Origin of the sequence: Paractinoplanes brasiliensis, assembly GCF_004362215.1 — a bacterium.
Taxonomy (GTDB): Bacteria; Actinomycetota; Actinomycetes; order Mycobacteriales; family Micromonosporaceae; genus Actinoplanes; species Actinoplanes brasiliensis.
Genome location: NZ_SNWR01000001.1, coordinates 4,596,070 through 4,612,090, shown reverse-complemented (window position 1 = coordinate 4,612,090; position 16,021 = coordinate 4,596,070). Strand labels below are relative to the sequence as shown.

The following is a 16,021-nucleotide window of genomic DNA, read 5'->3' as shown; positions in this document are numbered from 1 at the left end:
GCGCTGCCGGGCATCGATCAGGCCCGCCTTGCCGTCGCGAACCTGGGTCGCCCGCTCAGGTCTTCGTGGGCGGTCACCTCGGTGAACCGGCCGTCGGCCCGCAGCAGCTCCGGCACCGCCCGGCCGTGCACGTCGTCGTGCTCGATGCCGACCACGCCGCCCGGGCGCAGCAGCGCCGCGGCGAGCGCGACAACGGGACGGATCACGGTCAGCCCGTCGTCCCCGCCGAACACCGCCTCGGCCGGGTCGAGGGCGACCTCGGGCGGCACCGGGGTGGCCGCCGGCACGTACGGCGGGTTGCACAGCAGCACGTCCACCGCGCCGCGCAGGTCGCCCAGGATGCCCGGATCGGTCACATCGGCCTCGACGACCTCGACCACTCCGAACGTCTCGGCATTGCGGCGCAGGTAGGTCAGCGCCGCCGGCGACCGTTCGACCGCGACGACACGGCCCGGCGCGGCCTCGTCGGCCACCGCGAGCGCGATCGCTCCGGTGCCGCTGCACAGATCGACCACCGTCGCCCCGGGCGCGGTGTGCTCGACGCCCCAGCCCGCGAGAAGTTCCGTCTCGGGTCGTGGGACGAAGACACCGTCACCGACCTGAAGTTCGAGATGCCGGAACGCGGCCGTGCCGAGCAGATGCTGCAGCGGGAGCCGCTTCGCCCGCTCGGCCACGAGGGCGGCGAAACGCGTCAGCTCCTCGGGCCGCAGCGAGTCGACCAGCAGCAAGCGCCCACGTGAGACGCCCAGCACGTGTGCGGCGAGCAACTCGGCGTCGACCCGGGGCGAAGCCACCCCGGCCGCCGAGAGATCGACGACCGCCGAGGCGATGGCTCGGCTCAGCGATGGCCGGGAGGTGTCTTCGGAGTCCGTTTCCACGGCATAATCTTCAAGCGTCACGTGCGGCGCCGATCGGCCGGGTCGGCGCAGGACGCGCGGCACCAGTGGGAGGCGCCTGGTGAGTTGGTTGGACCAGCTCGCGGAGAACACCGAGGAGCTGCGTCGTGCCGGACGGCTCCAGCAGAACGGCCGCTCGGCGGAGGCGTTGCCGATCCTCGACAAGGTGCTGGCCGCCGCCACCGACCCCACCACTCGGGCGTACGCCCTGGTGCAGCGGTTCGGCGCGCTGATCAACCTGGGCCGGATAGCGGAGCTCGCGACCGCGATGACGATCGCCGAGAACGCCGTCCGCGAGATCCCGGACGCCTACCTGCGCGGGCAGATGCACGCCTTCGCCGCCCTCGGCGCCCACCTCGAACGCAATCTGGACCGGGGCGTCACCCACCTCGTACAGGCGTCCCGGGCCCTGGCCGCGGTGCAGGACAACGACTCCGAGACCGCCTGGGGCTGGCACGACCTCGCGATGGCGTACTCCTATCTCGGCTTCCACGGCCACGCGCTGACCGCGATCGAACAGGCCCGGCAGGTCGGCGCGGCGGTCGGCCTGCCACCCGAGATCTTCGCCGCGCCCGGCATCCGGCTGCGCAACGCCGTCTCGCTCGACCACCAGGGCGACACCGACGGCTGTTTGCGTGTGCTCCGCGACATCGACGCCGAGCTGAGCCGATACGTGGCGATCGGGGCCGACCACATGCGTCCCGGCAGCCGCGCGGCGTACGGCTATTCGCTGGCCCGGCGGGCCGCCCTGGGCGAGGACACCGAGGAGAACGCGGCCGAGTGGCTGACCGGCGGCGGCGACAGCGTTCGCACCCGTGACCTGCAGCATCTCGGTCACGTCTGTCTTGTCATGGCGGCCGGGCGCCCTGCGCAGGCGCTGTCCATGCTGGATTCGGTGCCGGTGTCGGCCGAGATCCTGGGCGCGGCCGAGCCGGCCCGGTTGCGCAGCATCTGCCACGCCGCCGCCGGCGACCACGAGGCCGCGCACTCAGCCGACCGCTACGCGTTCCGGCTCGCCGCCCAGCGCATCGACCGGCTGCGCGACGGCTATCTCGACGGCGTGGCGGCCCGGCTCGACGCGCAGGAGACCCAGCGCGATCCCGGCCGTTACGGCGACGAGACGCTCACCGACCCGCTCACCGGCCTGCCCAACCGCCGCCAGCTCGAGCGGTACGTCGCCACCATGTTGCAGCGCGGCGAACGCGCGGCGATCGGTGTGTGCGACCTGATCGGCTTCACCGAGGTCAACGCCCGGCACGGCCGCCACTGCGGCGACCTCGTGCTGCAGCGGATAGCCGGGGTGCTCAACCGGGTCATGCGCCGCGGCGACTTCGTGGCCCGGTTCGCCGGCGACGAGTTCGTCGTCGTGCTGCCGGGCGCGGGCACGGCTCAGGCGGCCGAGGTGTCGCGCCGCATCACCGCGGCCACCAACGCCGAGAACTGGCAGATCCTGGTGCCGGGCACCCCGATCAGCCTGGCCGCGGGCTGGTCCGAGGTGGGCGCCAACGGGCGCACGCTCAGCGCGGCCCTGGCCGCGGCCGCGGCGAACAGGCTACCGACCCGGCCGCTCTCCGAGATGACGTAACCCCGGCCATGAGCACCATCGAGCTCGGCGAGATCTCCTCGGCCCCCGAGGGCCGGGAGCCCGCCGGCTCGCCGCTGAACCGCCGGCTTGTCCGGCAGCTCAGCCTCGGGTTCGCGGGCGCCCTGTGCCTGGCCGTACTGGCCGGCTCGCAGGTGCCCGAGCCACGCGGCGTCCGTCCGGTGTGGAGCGTCTCGATCGCGCAGGCGCAGGGCACGACGCTGACCCGCGACGGCGTCTTCGTGCACCGCTCGGCCAACGGGCTGGCCTCCGTCACGGCGTACGAGTTGAGCACCGGCACGATCCGCTGGCAGCGCGCCTTCGACAGCACGATCGGTTATCTGCAGGCCGCCGAGCCGGCCGGGGTGCTGCTGGTGCCGACCGAGGGCCACGTCGTCGAGCTGCCCTCGGTCAACGACGGGTCGGCCTTCCACGCCGAGTTCCACCGGCAGACGATCGCGATCTCGATGGCCACCGGCGCCGAGCTGTGGCGCACGGCCGGCGAACCGTACACCGTCTCCGGCGACACGGCGCTGCTCACCGAGTACACCGAACGCGCCGACCTGGCCCGCATGCGCCTGATCCGGCTCGGCGACCGCGAGACGATCTGGAGCCGCGACACCCCGGGCGTCAGCAACTACACCGTCATGCCGACCGACCGGCCCAGCCGCATCGTCACCGCCACCAACAGCGGACTCATAACGATTTATGCGTACGGAACGGGCGAGCGGGTCAGCACCGGCACGGTTCCGTGGGTCAAGGCCAACCCGGACGAGGGCTACTTCAACGACCTCAGCGGCACCGGCGACGTCCTGGTGATCAACCGCTCGCGCCGTGAGGTCTTCGAGATGAGCGTCTACCGCGCCGACACCATGGCCGAGCTCTGGCGGGCGGCCGACACCAACGGGTACGCCTTCCCGTGCGGCTCGGCGCTGTGCCTCAACGACGGCCGAGGGCTGATCGCGTACGACCCGCTGACCGGGCGGCGCCGGTGGCGGCTGGACGGCGCGGTCAACGCGTTCCAGGTCGGCCCCGACCGGCTCGTGCTCGGCGAGGGCCTGGACGACGGTCGCAACCAGCTGGTGGACGCCGAGACCGGCGCGGCCCTGGGCGAGCCGGCCCAGGGCACCCTGGCCTGGAACGATGCCGGGGAGGGCTCGCTGCTCCTGCTGCGCTCCACTGTCGAGCCCCCGGACCGTACGGCTGTCGTCCGCTGGGATCTGCGGACCGGCCGGCAGCGGATGCTCGGCTCGGTCGGCGACATGGCGAGCCGGCCCTGCTCGTCCGTCCCGGGCTACCTGGCCTGCACAGCGGGCGAGGAATACCAGGTCATCGCGGTGCGCTGAGCCGTCAGCCCCGGCGGCCTCCGGGTTGCCACCGTCCCGCGAGCCGTCAGCCCGGGCGGCCTCCGATTGCCACCGTCCGGCGAGCCGTCAGCCCCGGCGGCCTCCGATTGCCACCGTCCGGCGAGCCGTCAGCCCCGGCGGCCTCCGATTGCCACCGTCCCGCGAGCCGTCAGCCCCGGCGGCCGATCTCGGACTCGCCGGCCAGACGGGCCGCGCGGTCGGCCTCGGCCAGCGCGTCGAGCACCGCGTCGAGCTCACCGCCCAGCACCAGGTCGAGGTTGTACGCGGTGTAGCCGATCCGGTGATCGGTGATCCGGTTCTGCGGGAAGTTGTACGTCCGGATCCGCTCCGAGCGGTCGACCGTACGCACCTGCGCCTTACGCGAGTCGGAAGCGGCCGCATCGGCCTCCTCCTGGGCGATCGCCAGCAGCCGGGACCGCAGGATGCGCAGCGCCGACTCCTTGTTCTGCAGCTGGCTTTTCTCGTTCTGGCAGCTCACCACGGTGCCGGTAGGGATGTGGGTGATCCGCACGGCCGAGTCGGTGGTGTTGACCGACTGGCCACCCGGGCCGGACGAGCGGAAGACGTCGATGCGCAGGTCGCCCGGAGCGATCTCCACGTCGACCTCCTCGGCCTCGGGCAGCACCAGCACGCCGGCCGCCGAGGTGTGGATGCGGCCCTGCGACTCGGTGACCGGCACCCGCTGCACCCGATGCACGCCGCCCTCCCACTTCATGCGCGACCAGACGCCGTGACCGCCGTCGGGCACACCCTTGGTGCGGACGCCGATGGAGATGTCCTTGACCCCGCCGAGGTCCGACTCCTGCGAGTCGATCACCTCGACCACCCAGCCGTGCCGCTCCGCGTACCGCGTGTACATGCGCAGCAGATCGCCGGCGAACAGCGCGGACTCCTGGCCGCCCTCGCCCGCCTTGATCTCGATGATCACGTCCTTGGCGTCGTTGGGGTCGCGCGGGATCAGCATCTCGCCGAGCTTCTCCTCGAGCGGCGCCAGGGTGGCGGCGACCGCCTCGACCTCGGAGGCGAAACCCGGGTCCTCGGCCGCCAGCTCCTTGGCCGCGGCGAGGTCGGCGCGGGCCGCCTCGAGCTCGGCATTGGCCGCATAGAGGGGGGCCAGCTCGGCGAAGCGTCGGCCGACCCGGCGCACAAGGGCCTGGTCCGAGTGGATGGAGGGGTCCTCCATGCGCTTCTCGAGCTCGGCGTACTCGGCGAGAAGGGTGGTCAGCCGATCCGTGCTCATCTTCGTCTCCCGGCTGGTGGATGAACCTGACATGCGAACGGCGCCCGCCCCGGGGAACCGGGAACGGGCGCCGTTGAAGCAGTTACTTCTTCTTCGCGGCGTTGACCTTGGCGTACTTGGCCTGGAACTTCGCGACCCGGCCCGCGGTGTCGAGGACGCGCTGCTTGCCGGTGTAGAACGGGTGGCAGGCGCTGCAGGTCTCGACGCGGATCTCGCCGCCCTTGGCGGTGCTGCGGGTGGTGAAGGTGCTGCCGCAGGAGCAGATGACCTCGGTGGTCGTGTACTCCGGGTGGATGCCGCTCTTCATGTAACTCGGTCTCCCTCAATGGAAATGGTCGCCGGGTCGCCGAGAGCGCAAAGCCTGGGGGCGTGAACCGGAACCTTTACTGGCCGATGTACTAGTCTGCCATGTCGCCGCGTCTTGGCGAAATCGGCGTGACCTGCGCTTCAACGTACGCCCTCGGCGGGGTATTCCCGGCGCTTTCGTGCCGCTTTGTCCGGGGCAGCACACGTGCGGCCCGGGTGGGGAGGGAGGCTGCTCAGCGGTGAGGTACCCGCGCACCTACCACCTGCCCGACTCCCCCGGCGCCACCCGGGACGACCTGGTGCAGCACGACCTGACCTGGCTCGACGGCGAGCTGGTGGTGACCGAGAAACTCGACGGCGGCAACCTGACCTTCACCCGTGACGCCGTCTACGGCCGGTCGCCCGGCGCCGAGACCCCACCGTGGGACCGCCCGGCCAAGGCGTTGTGGGCCATGACGTCGTACCGGATCCCGGACGACTGGCGGGTCTGCGGCGAGTCGATGTGGGCCCGGCGCAGCATCGCCTACTCCGACCTGCCCGGCGTGTTCATCGTCTTCGGCATCTGGGACGAGACCGACACCTTGCTGGGCTGGGACGACACGGTCGACTGGGCCACCCGCCTGGAGCTGCCGGTGGTGCCGGTCCTCTACCGCGGGGGCAGCCTGTCCGAGGCCCGGGCGGCGTGGGCGGCCCGCCGTGACGCCGAGAACTCCGAGGGCTTCGTCGTACGCTCGGCCGGGCGCATCCCCGCCGGCGAGTTCCCTCTCCGGGTGCTCAAGTGGGTGCGCGCCGGCCACGTACGCGTGCCGGCGGCTCGGACGGAGAAGGACGAATTCGCCGTCAATGAGTTCGCCTGACCGGGCACCCCTCCCTGGCCAGCGCCGCCGCCTCGTCGTCGAGGTAGAACGCCGGCCGCAGATCCGCCTCGTCGTAGTAGCGGTGGAAGACCGGGGTGATGCCACCCGACATCGGCGGCACGATCCACGTCCAGTCGGCGGGCACCGAGCGACCGGCCTTCTCCTCGTTGGCCAGGTGCTTGAGGAACCGCTGCGACTCCGTGTGATGGTCGCTCATCTTGATCCCGGCCTGCTCGAACGAGTGCAGCACGGCCCGGTTGAGCTCGACGAGCGCCCGGTCGCGCCACAACGTCGACTCACGGCTGGTGTCGAGCCCGAGCCGGGCCGCGACCGTCGGAAGCATGTCGTAGCGGTCGGCGTCGGCCAGGTTGCGCGCGCCGATCTCGGTGCCGAGGTACCAGCCGTTGAACGGCGCCAACGGGTAGTGCACGCCGCCGACGGTGAGGCGCATGTTCGCGATGGCCGGGACGGCGTGCCAGCGCAGGCCCAGCTCGGCGAACCAGGCGTACTCGGGATGGGTCAGCGGCACCTCGCGAACGGCTCGCTCGGGCAGCTCGTAGAGGCGTACGCCCTCGGCCGGGGTCTCGATCGCCAGCGGCAGCACGTCGAACTGTTCGCCCTTGCCACGCCACCCGAACCCCTGCATCGCCGCGGTGAACTGCTCTTGCCGCACGTCGCCGACCGGGCAGCCGTCGGCGCCGCGGTAACCCGCGTAACGGATCAACTGCTCGTTCCAGACACGGGCGTACGGCTGCCCGGGCTGAGCGGGGGCGAAAACGCTGATAACGGGACGGATCTGGTTGCTGCCCGCGGTCTGCAGATGGTTGACGAGCAACGAGAAGATCTCATCGGCCGTACGGGCCCGGCGCCGGTCCAGCACGACGAGGCTGCGCCAGTAGAGCCGTCCGATGCAACGGCTCGCGTTGCGCCAGGCCAGTTTCGCGCCGTACGCGAGTTCCTCGGTGGTGTGCACATAGGTGCCGGTGGCCGCGATCTGCGCCCGTACGATCGCCAGCCGCGGCTCGACCGGGCCGAGCCGCTGATTTTCGGTGTAGCACTGACGCAGGAAGTCCTCGGCCTCACCGGGGTCCGCGGGCGCCGTCCGGTCCCAGGGCTCGATCGGTGTGTCCCGATAGCCGGGCACGTTCATCGGCGCCTCCCACCGTCTTCGCGTTCCAGGATGGGAGGTTCGCACGGCCCTGACCGGTATCGGACACACACACTGTGCGACAAAAAGGACGCGGCCTCTCCGTGAGGAAAGGCCGCGTCCTTTTCCGCTGTTTACTCGCCGGGCGTCGACTTCGCGATCTGCATCAGGAACTCCACGTTCGTCCGGGTCTGCTTGAGCCGGTCGAGCAGCAGGTCGAGCGCCGCCCCCGAGTCGAGCGAGTGCAGCACCTTCCGGAGCTTGTGGATGATCGCCAGCTCTTCCTTGCCGAGCAGGATCTCTTCCTTACGCGTGCCGGACGGGTCGATGTCGATGGCCGGGAAGACCCGCTTGTCGGCGATCTTGCGGTCGAGCTTGAGCTCGGCGTTACCCGTGCCCTTGAACTCCTCGAAGATCACCGTGTCCATCATCGAGCCGGTCTCGACCAGCGCGGTCGCGAGAATGGTGAGCGAGCCACCGTTCTCGATGTTGCGCGCCGCACCCAGGAACCGCTTCGGCGGATAGAGCGCCGTCGAATCGATACCACCCGACATGATGCGGCCGGAGGCCGGCGCGGCCAGGTTGTACGACCGGCCGAGCCGCGTCACCGAGTCGAGCAGGACGACCACGTCGTGGCCGAGCTCGACGAGGCGCTTGGCCCGCTCGATCGCCAGCTCGGCGACCGTGGTGTGGTCCTGCGGCGGCCGGTCGAACGTGGCCGCGACGACCTCGCCCTTGACCGATCGCTGCATGTCGGTGACCTCTTCGGGCCGCTCGTCGACCAGCACGACCATCAGGTGGCACTCGGGGTTGTTGTGGGTGATCGCGTTGGCGATCGCCTGCAGCACCATCGTCTTACCGGCCTTGGGCGGCGAGACGATGAGCGCCCGCTGGCCCTTGCCGATCGGCATGACCAGGTCGATGACGCGCGTGGTCAGGATGTGCGGCTCGGTCTCGAGGCGCAGACGCTCCTGCGGGTACAGCGGGGTGAGCTTGTAGAACTCCGGACGACGCCGGGCCTCCTCGGGCTCCATCCCGTTGATGGTGTCCAGCCGGACCAGCGGGTTGTACTTGTCGCGGCGCGAGTCGCCACCACCGTCGCGCGGGGTGGCCCGCACGGCGCCGGTGACCGCGTCGCCGCGGCGCAGGCCGTGCTTCTTGACCTGCGACATCGACACGTACACGTCGTTGGGGCCGGAGAGGTAACCGGTCGTACGGACGAACGCGTAGTTGTCGAGCACGTCGAGGATGCCGGCCACGGGGACGAGCACGTCCTCCTCGCTGACGTGCGGCTCGCGGCCGCCGCCGTCGCGCTGACCGCCCTCGCCGCCGTCGCGGTCACGGCCACGCCGGCGGTCACGGAAACGGCTGCGCCGGCTCCGGCGGCCGCCCTCGCCACCGTCGTTGTCGTCGTCCTCGTCGTTGTTGTTACGACCCAGGTCGTTACGGCCCTCGTTACGGCCGTCGTTGCGCTGGCGGTCGTCACGCTGACGGTCCTCACGCGGGCGGTCGTCGCGCTGGCGATCCTCGCGCTGCCGGTCGTTGCGCTGCCGGTCACGGTTGCGCTCGCCCCGCTCGGGACGCTCGCTGCGCTCGGCCGTCTCGGTCTCGCCGGCCGGGGCCGTCGACTCGCGGGGCTCCCGGGGCTCGCGCGACTCGCGGTGCTCACGGGACTCCCGGTCGCGGTTGCGGCCACGGCGGCTGCCACCCTCGGCGGCCGGAGCCGCCTCCGGCTGCACGGCAGGCGACGCCTCGGTAGCGACCGCGCCGACCGGACCGGTGGGCGCGTCGGCCGGGGCCGTCTGGACGGCGGGCGGCTCGGCCTTGGCCGAAGCGGCCACGGGGGCCGTGGCGACGACCGGGGCGGGCGCGGTCTCGGCGGGCGCGGGCGCAGCGGTGTCGGCCTTGACGGCCTGGCTACGGCGCGGCTGCGGGGCGCTCTCGGCGGGCGCACCGCCGCTCTGACGCTCGGTGATCGCGGTGATCAGTTCGCCCTTGCGCATCCGGGCGGTGCCGGAGATGCCGAGGGACGCGGCGAGGCTCTGCAGCTCGGGCAGCAGCATCGCGGACAGGCCGGTGCCGCCACGGCGGCGCTTCGTGGCCGTCGCGGTGGTGCTAGCGCCGGCGTCAGCGACGTCAGAAACACCCGACGTCACGTCGGTGGTGTCGCTCAATGGATTCCTTCCGTCGGAAAAAGCCCGAGACTCCCGGTTCTGCAGCCTGGTGGCCGGGAGTTCCGGTTACCCCGCCTCGCAAAGCGGCGCGGGAGTTTTTGCAGCACGGCAGCTCGACGGTGTCCCTGCCCGCCAGGGGCTGACGGGTAGGTCTCGGCGAGTGCAGCGACATATCCGCTGCTGTCCGGCGTGTGCCTGTGGAGAGGTGAGACGGCCGATAAGGCCTTGGGAGTCTCGGGGGTGCGCGCCGAACCGCAGAGATCGCTCGCTTCGCGGCTGTGCTAGGTCTTGAGCGTAGTCAACTCGTGCGACCTGCGGCAACAGGGCCCCGCTAGGCGAGTTCCACCATACTCCCTTTGACAAGAGCACCGCCGCCATCCACGCCCAACGACTCGGCGCGCCATTCTGTTCCCGGATGGAAATCGGCCGGCACCTGCGTCAACGCCAGCACCGAGGGGCCGGCGCCGCTGACCACGGCGGCCACACCGACCGACCGCAGCGAGGCCACGAGCGAGGCCGTGCCGGGCATGCCCTCGGCCCGATAGCCCTGGTGCAGCCGATCCTCGGTGGCTGCGAGGAGCAGACCGGGATCGCTGGTCAAGGCGTGGGTCAGCAGCGCGGCGCGGCCCGCGTTGAAGGAGGCGTCGGCGTGCGGCACCTCGGGCGGCAGGGCGGCGCGGGCCGACGACGTGTAACCCCGCTCGGCCGGAATGAAGACTGTCGGGTGCACGTCGGCGGCCGGCGCCAGCTTCACGGCCCGCGCGCCGGCGCCCTCCGTCCAGGCGATGGTGAACCCGCCGAGCAGGCAGGGCGCCACGTTGTCGGGGTGGCCCTCGAGCCGGGCCGCGATGCGCAGCGCGTCCTCGTCGCCGATCGTTCGCAGACCGTTCGCCACCAGGCCACGCGCCAGTTGCACGCCGCCGACGACGGCCGCCGACGAGGAGCCGAGGCCGCGCGCCTGCGGGATGCGGTTGACGCACTCGACGGCCAGGCCGGGCGGGCGCTCGCCGAACTCGTCGAAGGTCGCCAGCATCGCGCGCAGCACCAGGTGGGTCTCGTCGCCGGGCAACTCGCCCGCCCCCTCGCCGGTGACCGTGACGGTGAACCCGCCGTCGGTGACGCGGGCGGTCAAGTCGTCGTACAGAGTCAGGGCGAGGCCCAGCGCGTCGAACCCGGGACCCAGGTTGGCGCTGGTGGCCGGCGTGCGCACGGAAACCGGCTCGGAGGCGAAGGTCAGGCCCATCGCCACAGACTAGGGGTTGATCTAGTGTCGTACCCGGCCGGTAGGTTCAGCGCGTGAATGTGATGTCCGCCCTCTTCGGTTTCCTCGTCGTGCAGTTGCCGGTGCTGGTCGTGCTGGTGATCGGCCTGGCCCTGCTCGGCCGGCCAGAGAAGAGACTGCCCGGGCGCAGCCACATGCTGGCCCGGGCCGGCCTGATCGTGCTGCTGGCCGAGACGATCGCGTCGATGGCCTTCCAACTCGCGTTCACCCAGGTCATACTGCAGCTCGACTGGTCGTCGACCCAGTTCGGGGTGGTCAGCAGCATCGTGTCGTTCCTGTTCACGCTGCTGTTCGCGTGCGGGCTGGCCCTGCTGATCGGCGCCTTCGTCACGATCCGCTCCGAGACCGCCCGCGCGGCGGACCCGCCCGGCCCAAGCCCCTTCCCCGGCCCAGTCGGGCCCGGCCACCTTCCCGGTACGGTCGGCCCCGACCGCTGACGCCTGGGCGCGGCGGATCCTCCGCCAATCGGCGCCAACCGCTGACAGCCGAGCGCGGCCAATTCGGCGCCGGCCGACGCCGACCGCTGACGCCTGGGCGCGGCGGATCCTCCGCTAATCGGCGCCAACCGCTGACGGCTGAGCACGGGCAACGTTGCGGGTCGCGAACCGCCAGCCGATCGCATACAGCAGCGTGACAGCGCCGCAGCCGGCCAGGATCACCCACTCGTCGACGAAGTCGACCACGGCAGTCGCGCCCAGCTGGCTGATTGCGATGGCGAGCGTGGCCAGCATCAGGTCGGTCGAGAAGACGCGGCCCCGCAACCGGTCGGGCACCTCGCCCTGCAGCGCGTAGTTCGAGAGCACCCAGTTGGCCCCGCCCGCCAGGTGCGCGACGAAGACCAGCGCGACCACCAGCGGGAACCACGGCGCCGCGGCCACGCCGAGATAGCCGATACCGTAAAGAGCCATCGAGAGCGCGAGTCCGGGGAAAAGCCACGACCGGCGGCGCAGCACCGGGCCGAGCACGAACGGTCCGGCGAGCGCCCCGGCCCCCCGTACGGCGAAAAGCAGGCCCGCGCCGAGCACCCCGGCGCCGTGCAGCCCGGCGATCAGGGGGAAGACGGTCAGCACGCCGTTGCCGAGCCCGGCCGCCATCTTCACCGTCACCAGCGCCCGGATGCGCGGGTTCTGCCGCAGATAGCCGAGCGATTCACGCAGCGCGTGCCGGGTTCGCGGCGCCGGGGTGCCCGCTTCGCGGCCGGCCTGCAGCGGACGGCGGATGGTGAACGTCAGCGCGGCGCCCAGGATCAGCAGCACGGCGGTGATGCCGAAACATGCGTACGGGCCGAAAGCCGCACCGACCACACCACCGAGCGAGGCGCCGACGATCGTCATGGTGCCCCAGGCCGAGCCTGCGACGGTGTTCGCCGCGGCCAGGTCGTCCGGGTCCACGACGTTGGGCAGCGCGGCCGAGGCGGCCGGGGAGTAGAAGGCCTTCGCCACCGCCATCGCGCCGATCGCGACCAGGGCCAGCGGGGCAGTCGCGGCCGAGCGGACCGCGAACAGCAGCAGCACCGCCAGGACGGCGGCCAGGTTCGCGACAATCAGGATCTTGCGCCGGTCGAACCGGTCGGCGATAGTGCCGGTGTACGGCAGCAGCAGCGCGTTGATGCCGGTGTCGGCGGCCAGGACGAGGCCGCCCCAGATGCCGCTGCCGGTGAGCTCGGGCAGCAGCACGAGCAGGGGGACCATCACGAACCAGTCGGCGCCGAACACGACCAGCTCGGCCGCGAACAGCCGCCGGAAGTCCCTGTTCCGAGTAACGACCGAGAACGCTGTTGCCACGTACACCGACGTTACCGGGCGGCCGGATCAGGCACCGGCCGCCCGGGTCTCACGTCGTTACTCCGATGCGGTGCCGGGGCGCTTGGGCATCTTCAGCACCTCGAACTGGTCGGTGTAGCCCCGCAGCGCGCCGCTCGGCTGGGGTTCCGGCTGGACCGGCTCGTCGGGCTCGCCGGAACCGCCGTCGCCGGGCTCTTCCGGCTTCCCGGGCGGGGTGACACCGCCGCCACGCTTGGCCAGCCGCTTGAGACGGCGCTTCTCCTTGCTGTTCTCGACCATCGTGTAGAGCGTCGGCACCAGCACCAGGGTCAGCAGCGTCGAGCTGACCAGGCCGCCGATGACCACAATGGCCAGTGGCTGCGAGATGAAGCCACCCTCGCCGGTCAGGCCGAGCGCCATCGGGATCAGGGCGAAGATGGTCGCGATGGCGGTCATCAGGATCGGCCGCAGGCGGTGCCGGCCGCCCTCGATCACCGCTTCCTGCACGCCCATCCCGGCCGCCCGGTAATGGTTGATCAGATCCATCAGCACGATGGCATTCGTCACCACGATGCCGACGAGCATCAACACACCGATCAGCGCCGGCACGCCGAGCGGGGTGCCGGTGATCAGCAGCAGCGCGATCGCGCCGGTCGCCGCGAACGGGATCGACACCAGCAGGATCACCGGCTGGATGAGGCTGCGGAACGTGGCCACCATGATGATGAAGACGATCGCGATGGCCGCCAGCACGGCCAGGCCCAGCTGCTGGAACGCCTCGGCCTGGTCGGCGCTGGCTCCGCCGACGGTCGCCGACGCGCCGGCCGGCAGGGTCAGCTCGTCGAGCTTCTTCTGCAGCTCACGGGTGGTGGCGCCGAGGTCGGAACCGGTCGCCGTTCCGGTCACGGTCACCGTGCGGTCGCCGTCGACGCGGGTGACCTCCTCGGGGCCGCTGACCTCCTTGATCTCGGCCAGGGTGCTGAGCGGCACCGGGCCGCGGGCCGAGGTGATCGGCAGCTTGCCCAGCGCGGCCGGGTCGGCGGGCGCCGCACCGAACGAGATCACCACGTCCTGACCGGCACCGTCGACGGTCATCTGTCCCGCGGGCGCCGACCGGAACACGCCGGCCACGCTCTGCGCGATGCCTGCCTCGGTCAGCCCGTACGAGGCGGCCACCTGGCGTTTCACCGTGACCTGCAGCCGCGGGACGCTGGCGGCCAGCGAGCTCTTCACCTCGATGACGCCGCCGGTGGCCGACATGGCCTGCTGCACCTGGTCGCTCGCCTGGGTCAGCGCCTCTGGGTCGGCCGCCTTGACCTCGACCGAGAGCTCGTTGCCCCCGCCGAGGCCGGAGTTGTCGCCACCGATGCTGACCTCGCCGATGCCGTTCATCGCGGCGAACTTGTCGCGCAGTTCGTCGGTGAGCTTGACCGCGTCGGCGTCCTCGTCGAGGCCGACGTTGAAGCTGGCCGTGCTGGCGCCGCCGCCCCCGGCGAACGGGTTGAAGTCGCCGCCGCTGCCGAGCGACACCTGATAGGTCTTGACGCCCTCGGTGTCGGCCAGCACCTGCTCGACCTGCTTGGCCGCGGCGTCGGTGGCGGCCAGGTTGGTGCCGACCGGCATCTCCTGCGTGATCGACAACGAGTCCTGGCCGGACTGGTCGAGGAAGTTCGTCTCGAGCCGGGTCGCCAGGCCCAGCGTGCCGATCAGCACGACGAGACCGATCGCCAGCGTGGTCCAGCGCCGCTTGGTGGCGAAGTTGATCACAGGCAGGTACCCGCGCTGCAGCGGGCTGCGCCGCTCCTTCTCCTCGGCGGCCCGGCGGATGGCCTCGGAGTCGGCGTCGGCCGGCGGCGGCTTGAGGAACCAGTACGCCAGCACGGGCACCACGGTCAGCGCCACCAGCAGCGAGGCCAGCAGGGCCACGGTGACCGTGATGGCGAACGACGAGAAGATCTGGCCGACGAACCCGCCGACCAGGGCGATGGGGGCGAACACGGCCACCGTGGTCAGGGTGGAGGCGGTCACCGCGCCGGACACCTCGCGGACGGCCGAGATGATCGCGTGGACCTTCGGTTCCCCGTACTCCAGGTGTCTCTTGATGTTCTCCAGGACGACGATCGAGTCGTCGACCACCCGGCCGACCGCGATGGTCAGCGCGCCCAGGGTGAGCAGGTTGAGGGTGAAGTCGCCGATCCAGAGGGCGATCAGGGCGATCAGCACCGACAGCGGGATCGACACGGCCGTGACCAGCGTCGAACGCACCGAGAGCAGGAAGACCAGGATGACGATCACGGCCATCACGAGGCCGAGCAGGCCCTCGGTGGTGAGGCTCTCGATCGAGCGCTCGACGAACGGCGCCTGGTCGACGACCACGGTCAGCGTGGCGCCGGAGGCCTTCTGCAGCTCGTCCAGCTTGTCGCGGACCGCGTGCGAGATGTCGACCGGGTTGCCGTCGGGCCGCGCGGTGACGGTGATGCCCAGGCTGTCGCGCCCGTCGGTGCGGGTGTACGAGGTGGGCGCGGGCAGCTTGCTCTCGACCGCGGCGACCGAGCCGAGCTGCACCGGGCCGCGAGCGCCGGTGAGGTAGACCTGCTTGAGCTGGTCGATCGAGGTGAGCGGGCTGCCGACCTGCACGGTCAGCGACCGGCTGCCCTCGTTGACCGCGCCCGCCGGCACCGAGATGCCGTTCTGCTGGAGCACCGTGGTGAGCGCCTGCGGAGTGACCCCGGCCGCGGTGAGCTTGGCGAAGTCGGGTGTGATCACGACCTGGGCCGCGCGGGCGCCGGTGATCTGCGTGTCGCGGACGCCCTCGATCGCGTTGAGCTCCGGGACGACGGTGTCGTTGAGCCGGTCGAGCAGCTCGCTCTCGTCGCCGCCGCCCGACGCGGCCAGCACGATCGCCGGGATGTCGTCGGTGCCGCCCGCGAAGATGCTGGGCGTGACGTTGTCGGGCAGGGTCGGCTGCACCCGGTTGACCGCGGTGGTGAGCTGGTTGACCGCGGAGTCGATGTCGGTGCCGAAGACGAAGGCGACGGTCACGGTCGCCAGGCCCTCGCGGGTGCTCGACGTGACGCTGTCGATGCCGTCCAGGCCCTTGGCGGCGTCCTCGAGCGGCTCCGTGATCTGGTCCTGGATGATCTCGGGGCCGGCGCCGGGGAGCGACGCGACCACGAAGGCCGCGGGGAACTCGATCGACGGGAACAGTTGCTGTTTCAACGACGGTATGGCGAAGATGCCGAAGCCCGTGATGACAACGGCGATCAGGGCTACGAGCCCCCTGTTGGCCAGGCTCAGCCGGGTCAGGAATGACATGTGCGCTCCCCCGGTAATGGTTCGTCCAGCATTAATAGTTTGCCCGACACGAACAAATGGTTTTCCGCCGGGGTGCGCTGGTACCGTCCGTC

General features: G+C 71.2%; 12 protein-coding genes. 4 read left to right on the top strand and 8 right to left on the bottom strand.

What is annotated here, in order from left to right:
• Positions 1-17 precede the first annotated feature (17 nt).
• Positions 18-830, bottom strand: a complete 813-nt coding sequence (prmC, locus tag C8E87_RS20930; protein WP_133876971.1) for a peptide chain release factor N(5)-glutamine methyltransferase — start codon at positions 828-830, stop codon at positions 18-20.
• Positions 831-957: 127 nt separating this feature from the next.
• On the opposite strand from prmC, the gene C8E87_RS20925 reads away from it, so the two are divergent.
• Together C8E87_RS20925 and C8E87_RS20920 are read left to right on the top strand one after the other, a co-directional pair.
• Positions 958-2,481: a GGDEF domain-containing protein gene (locus C8E87_RS20925; protein WP_133874664.1), complete on the top strand. Its 1,524-nt coding sequence runs from the start codon at positions 958-960 to the stop codon at positions 2,479-2,481.
• Positions 2,482-2,489: 8 nt separating this feature from the next.
• On the top strand, positions 2,490-3,824 hold the full coding sequence (locus C8E87_RS20920; protein ID WP_133874663.1) for an outer membrane protein assembly factor BamB family protein: 1,335 nt from the start codon (positions 2,490-2,492) through the stop codon (positions 3,822-3,824).
• 169 nt (positions 3,825-3,993) lie between these two features.
• On the opposite strand, the gene prfA is transcribed toward C8E87_RS20920, so the two are convergent.
• Positions 3,994-5,085 carry a peptide chain release factor 1 gene (gene prfA, locus C8E87_RS20915; RefSeq protein WP_133874662.1) on the bottom strand — a complete coding sequence of 364 codons (1,092 nt, stop codon included), beginning with the start codon at positions 5,083-5,085 and terminating at the stop codon, positions 3,994-3,996.
• Positions 5,086-5,167: 82 nt separating this feature from the next.
• On the bottom strand, positions 5,168-5,392 hold the full coding sequence (gene rpmE, locus C8E87_RS20910; RefSeq protein WP_133874661.1) for a 50S ribosomal protein L31: 225 nt from the start codon (positions 5,390-5,392) through the stop codon (positions 5,168-5,170).
• A gap of 238 nt (positions 5,393-5,630) precedes the next feature.
• Here rpmE and C8E87_RS20905 point away from each other — a divergent pair, with 238 nt between their 5' ends.
• On the top strand, positions 5,631-6,248 hold the full coding sequence (locus tag C8E87_RS20905; protein ID WP_133874660.1) for an RNA ligase family protein: 618 nt from the start codon (positions 5,631-5,633) through the stop codon (positions 6,246-6,248).
• Here C8E87_RS20905 and C8E87_RS20900 read toward each other — a convergent pair.
• The 3 genes from C8E87_RS20900 to thrB all read right to left on the bottom strand — a co-directional run bounded on the left by C8E87_RS20900 (position 6,232) and on the right by thrB (position 10,812).
• The gene (locus C8E87_RS20900) at positions 6,232-7,398 is read right to left on the bottom strand and encodes a nitric oxide synthase oxygenase (protein WP_133874659.1); all 1,167 of its coding nucleotides are present in this window, start codon (positions 7,396-7,398) and stop codon (positions 6,232-6,234) included. The two genes, C8E87_RS20905 and C8E87_RS20900, sit on opposite strands and share 17 nt — an antisense overlap.
• 131 nt (positions 7,399-7,529) lie before the next feature.
• Entirely contained in the window at positions 7,530-9,569 is a 2,040-nt protein-coding gene (gene rho / locus C8E87_RS20895) for a transcription termination factor Rho (RefSeq protein WP_133874658.1), read from the bottom strand.
• Between the two features lie 331 nt (positions 9,570-9,900).
• Positions 9,901-10,812 (bottom strand): homoserine kinase, encoded by a 912-nt coding sequence (thrB, locus tag C8E87_RS20890; RefSeq protein WP_133874657.1) that lies wholly within the window; start codon positions 10,810-10,812, stop codon positions 9,901-9,903.
• Positions 10,813-10,865: 53 nt separating this feature from the next.
• Between thrB and C8E87_RS20885 the strand changes: the two genes are divergently transcribed.
• Complete coding sequence (locus tag C8E87_RS20885; RefSeq protein ID WP_133874656.1) at positions 10,866-11,288, top strand: hypothetical protein; 423 nt, start codon at positions 10,866-10,868, stop codon at positions 11,286-11,288.
• A 114-nt stretch (positions 11,289-11,402) separates the two neighbouring features.
• Here the strand turns inward: C8E87_RS20885 and C8E87_RS20880 are convergent, their stop codons facing one another.
• Positions 11,403-12,635: an MFS transporter gene (locus tag C8E87_RS20880; protein ID WP_133874655.1), complete on the bottom strand. Its 1,233-nt coding sequence runs from the start codon at positions 12,633-12,635 to the stop codon at positions 11,403-11,405.
• A 57-nt stretch (positions 12,636-12,692) separates the two neighbouring features.
• Positions 12,693-15,929: an efflux RND transporter permease subunit gene (locus C8E87_RS20875; RefSeq protein WP_133874654.1), complete on the bottom strand. Its 3,237-nt coding sequence runs from the start codon at positions 15,927-15,929 to the stop codon at positions 12,693-12,695.
• Positions 15,930-16,021: the final 92 nt, after the last annotated feature.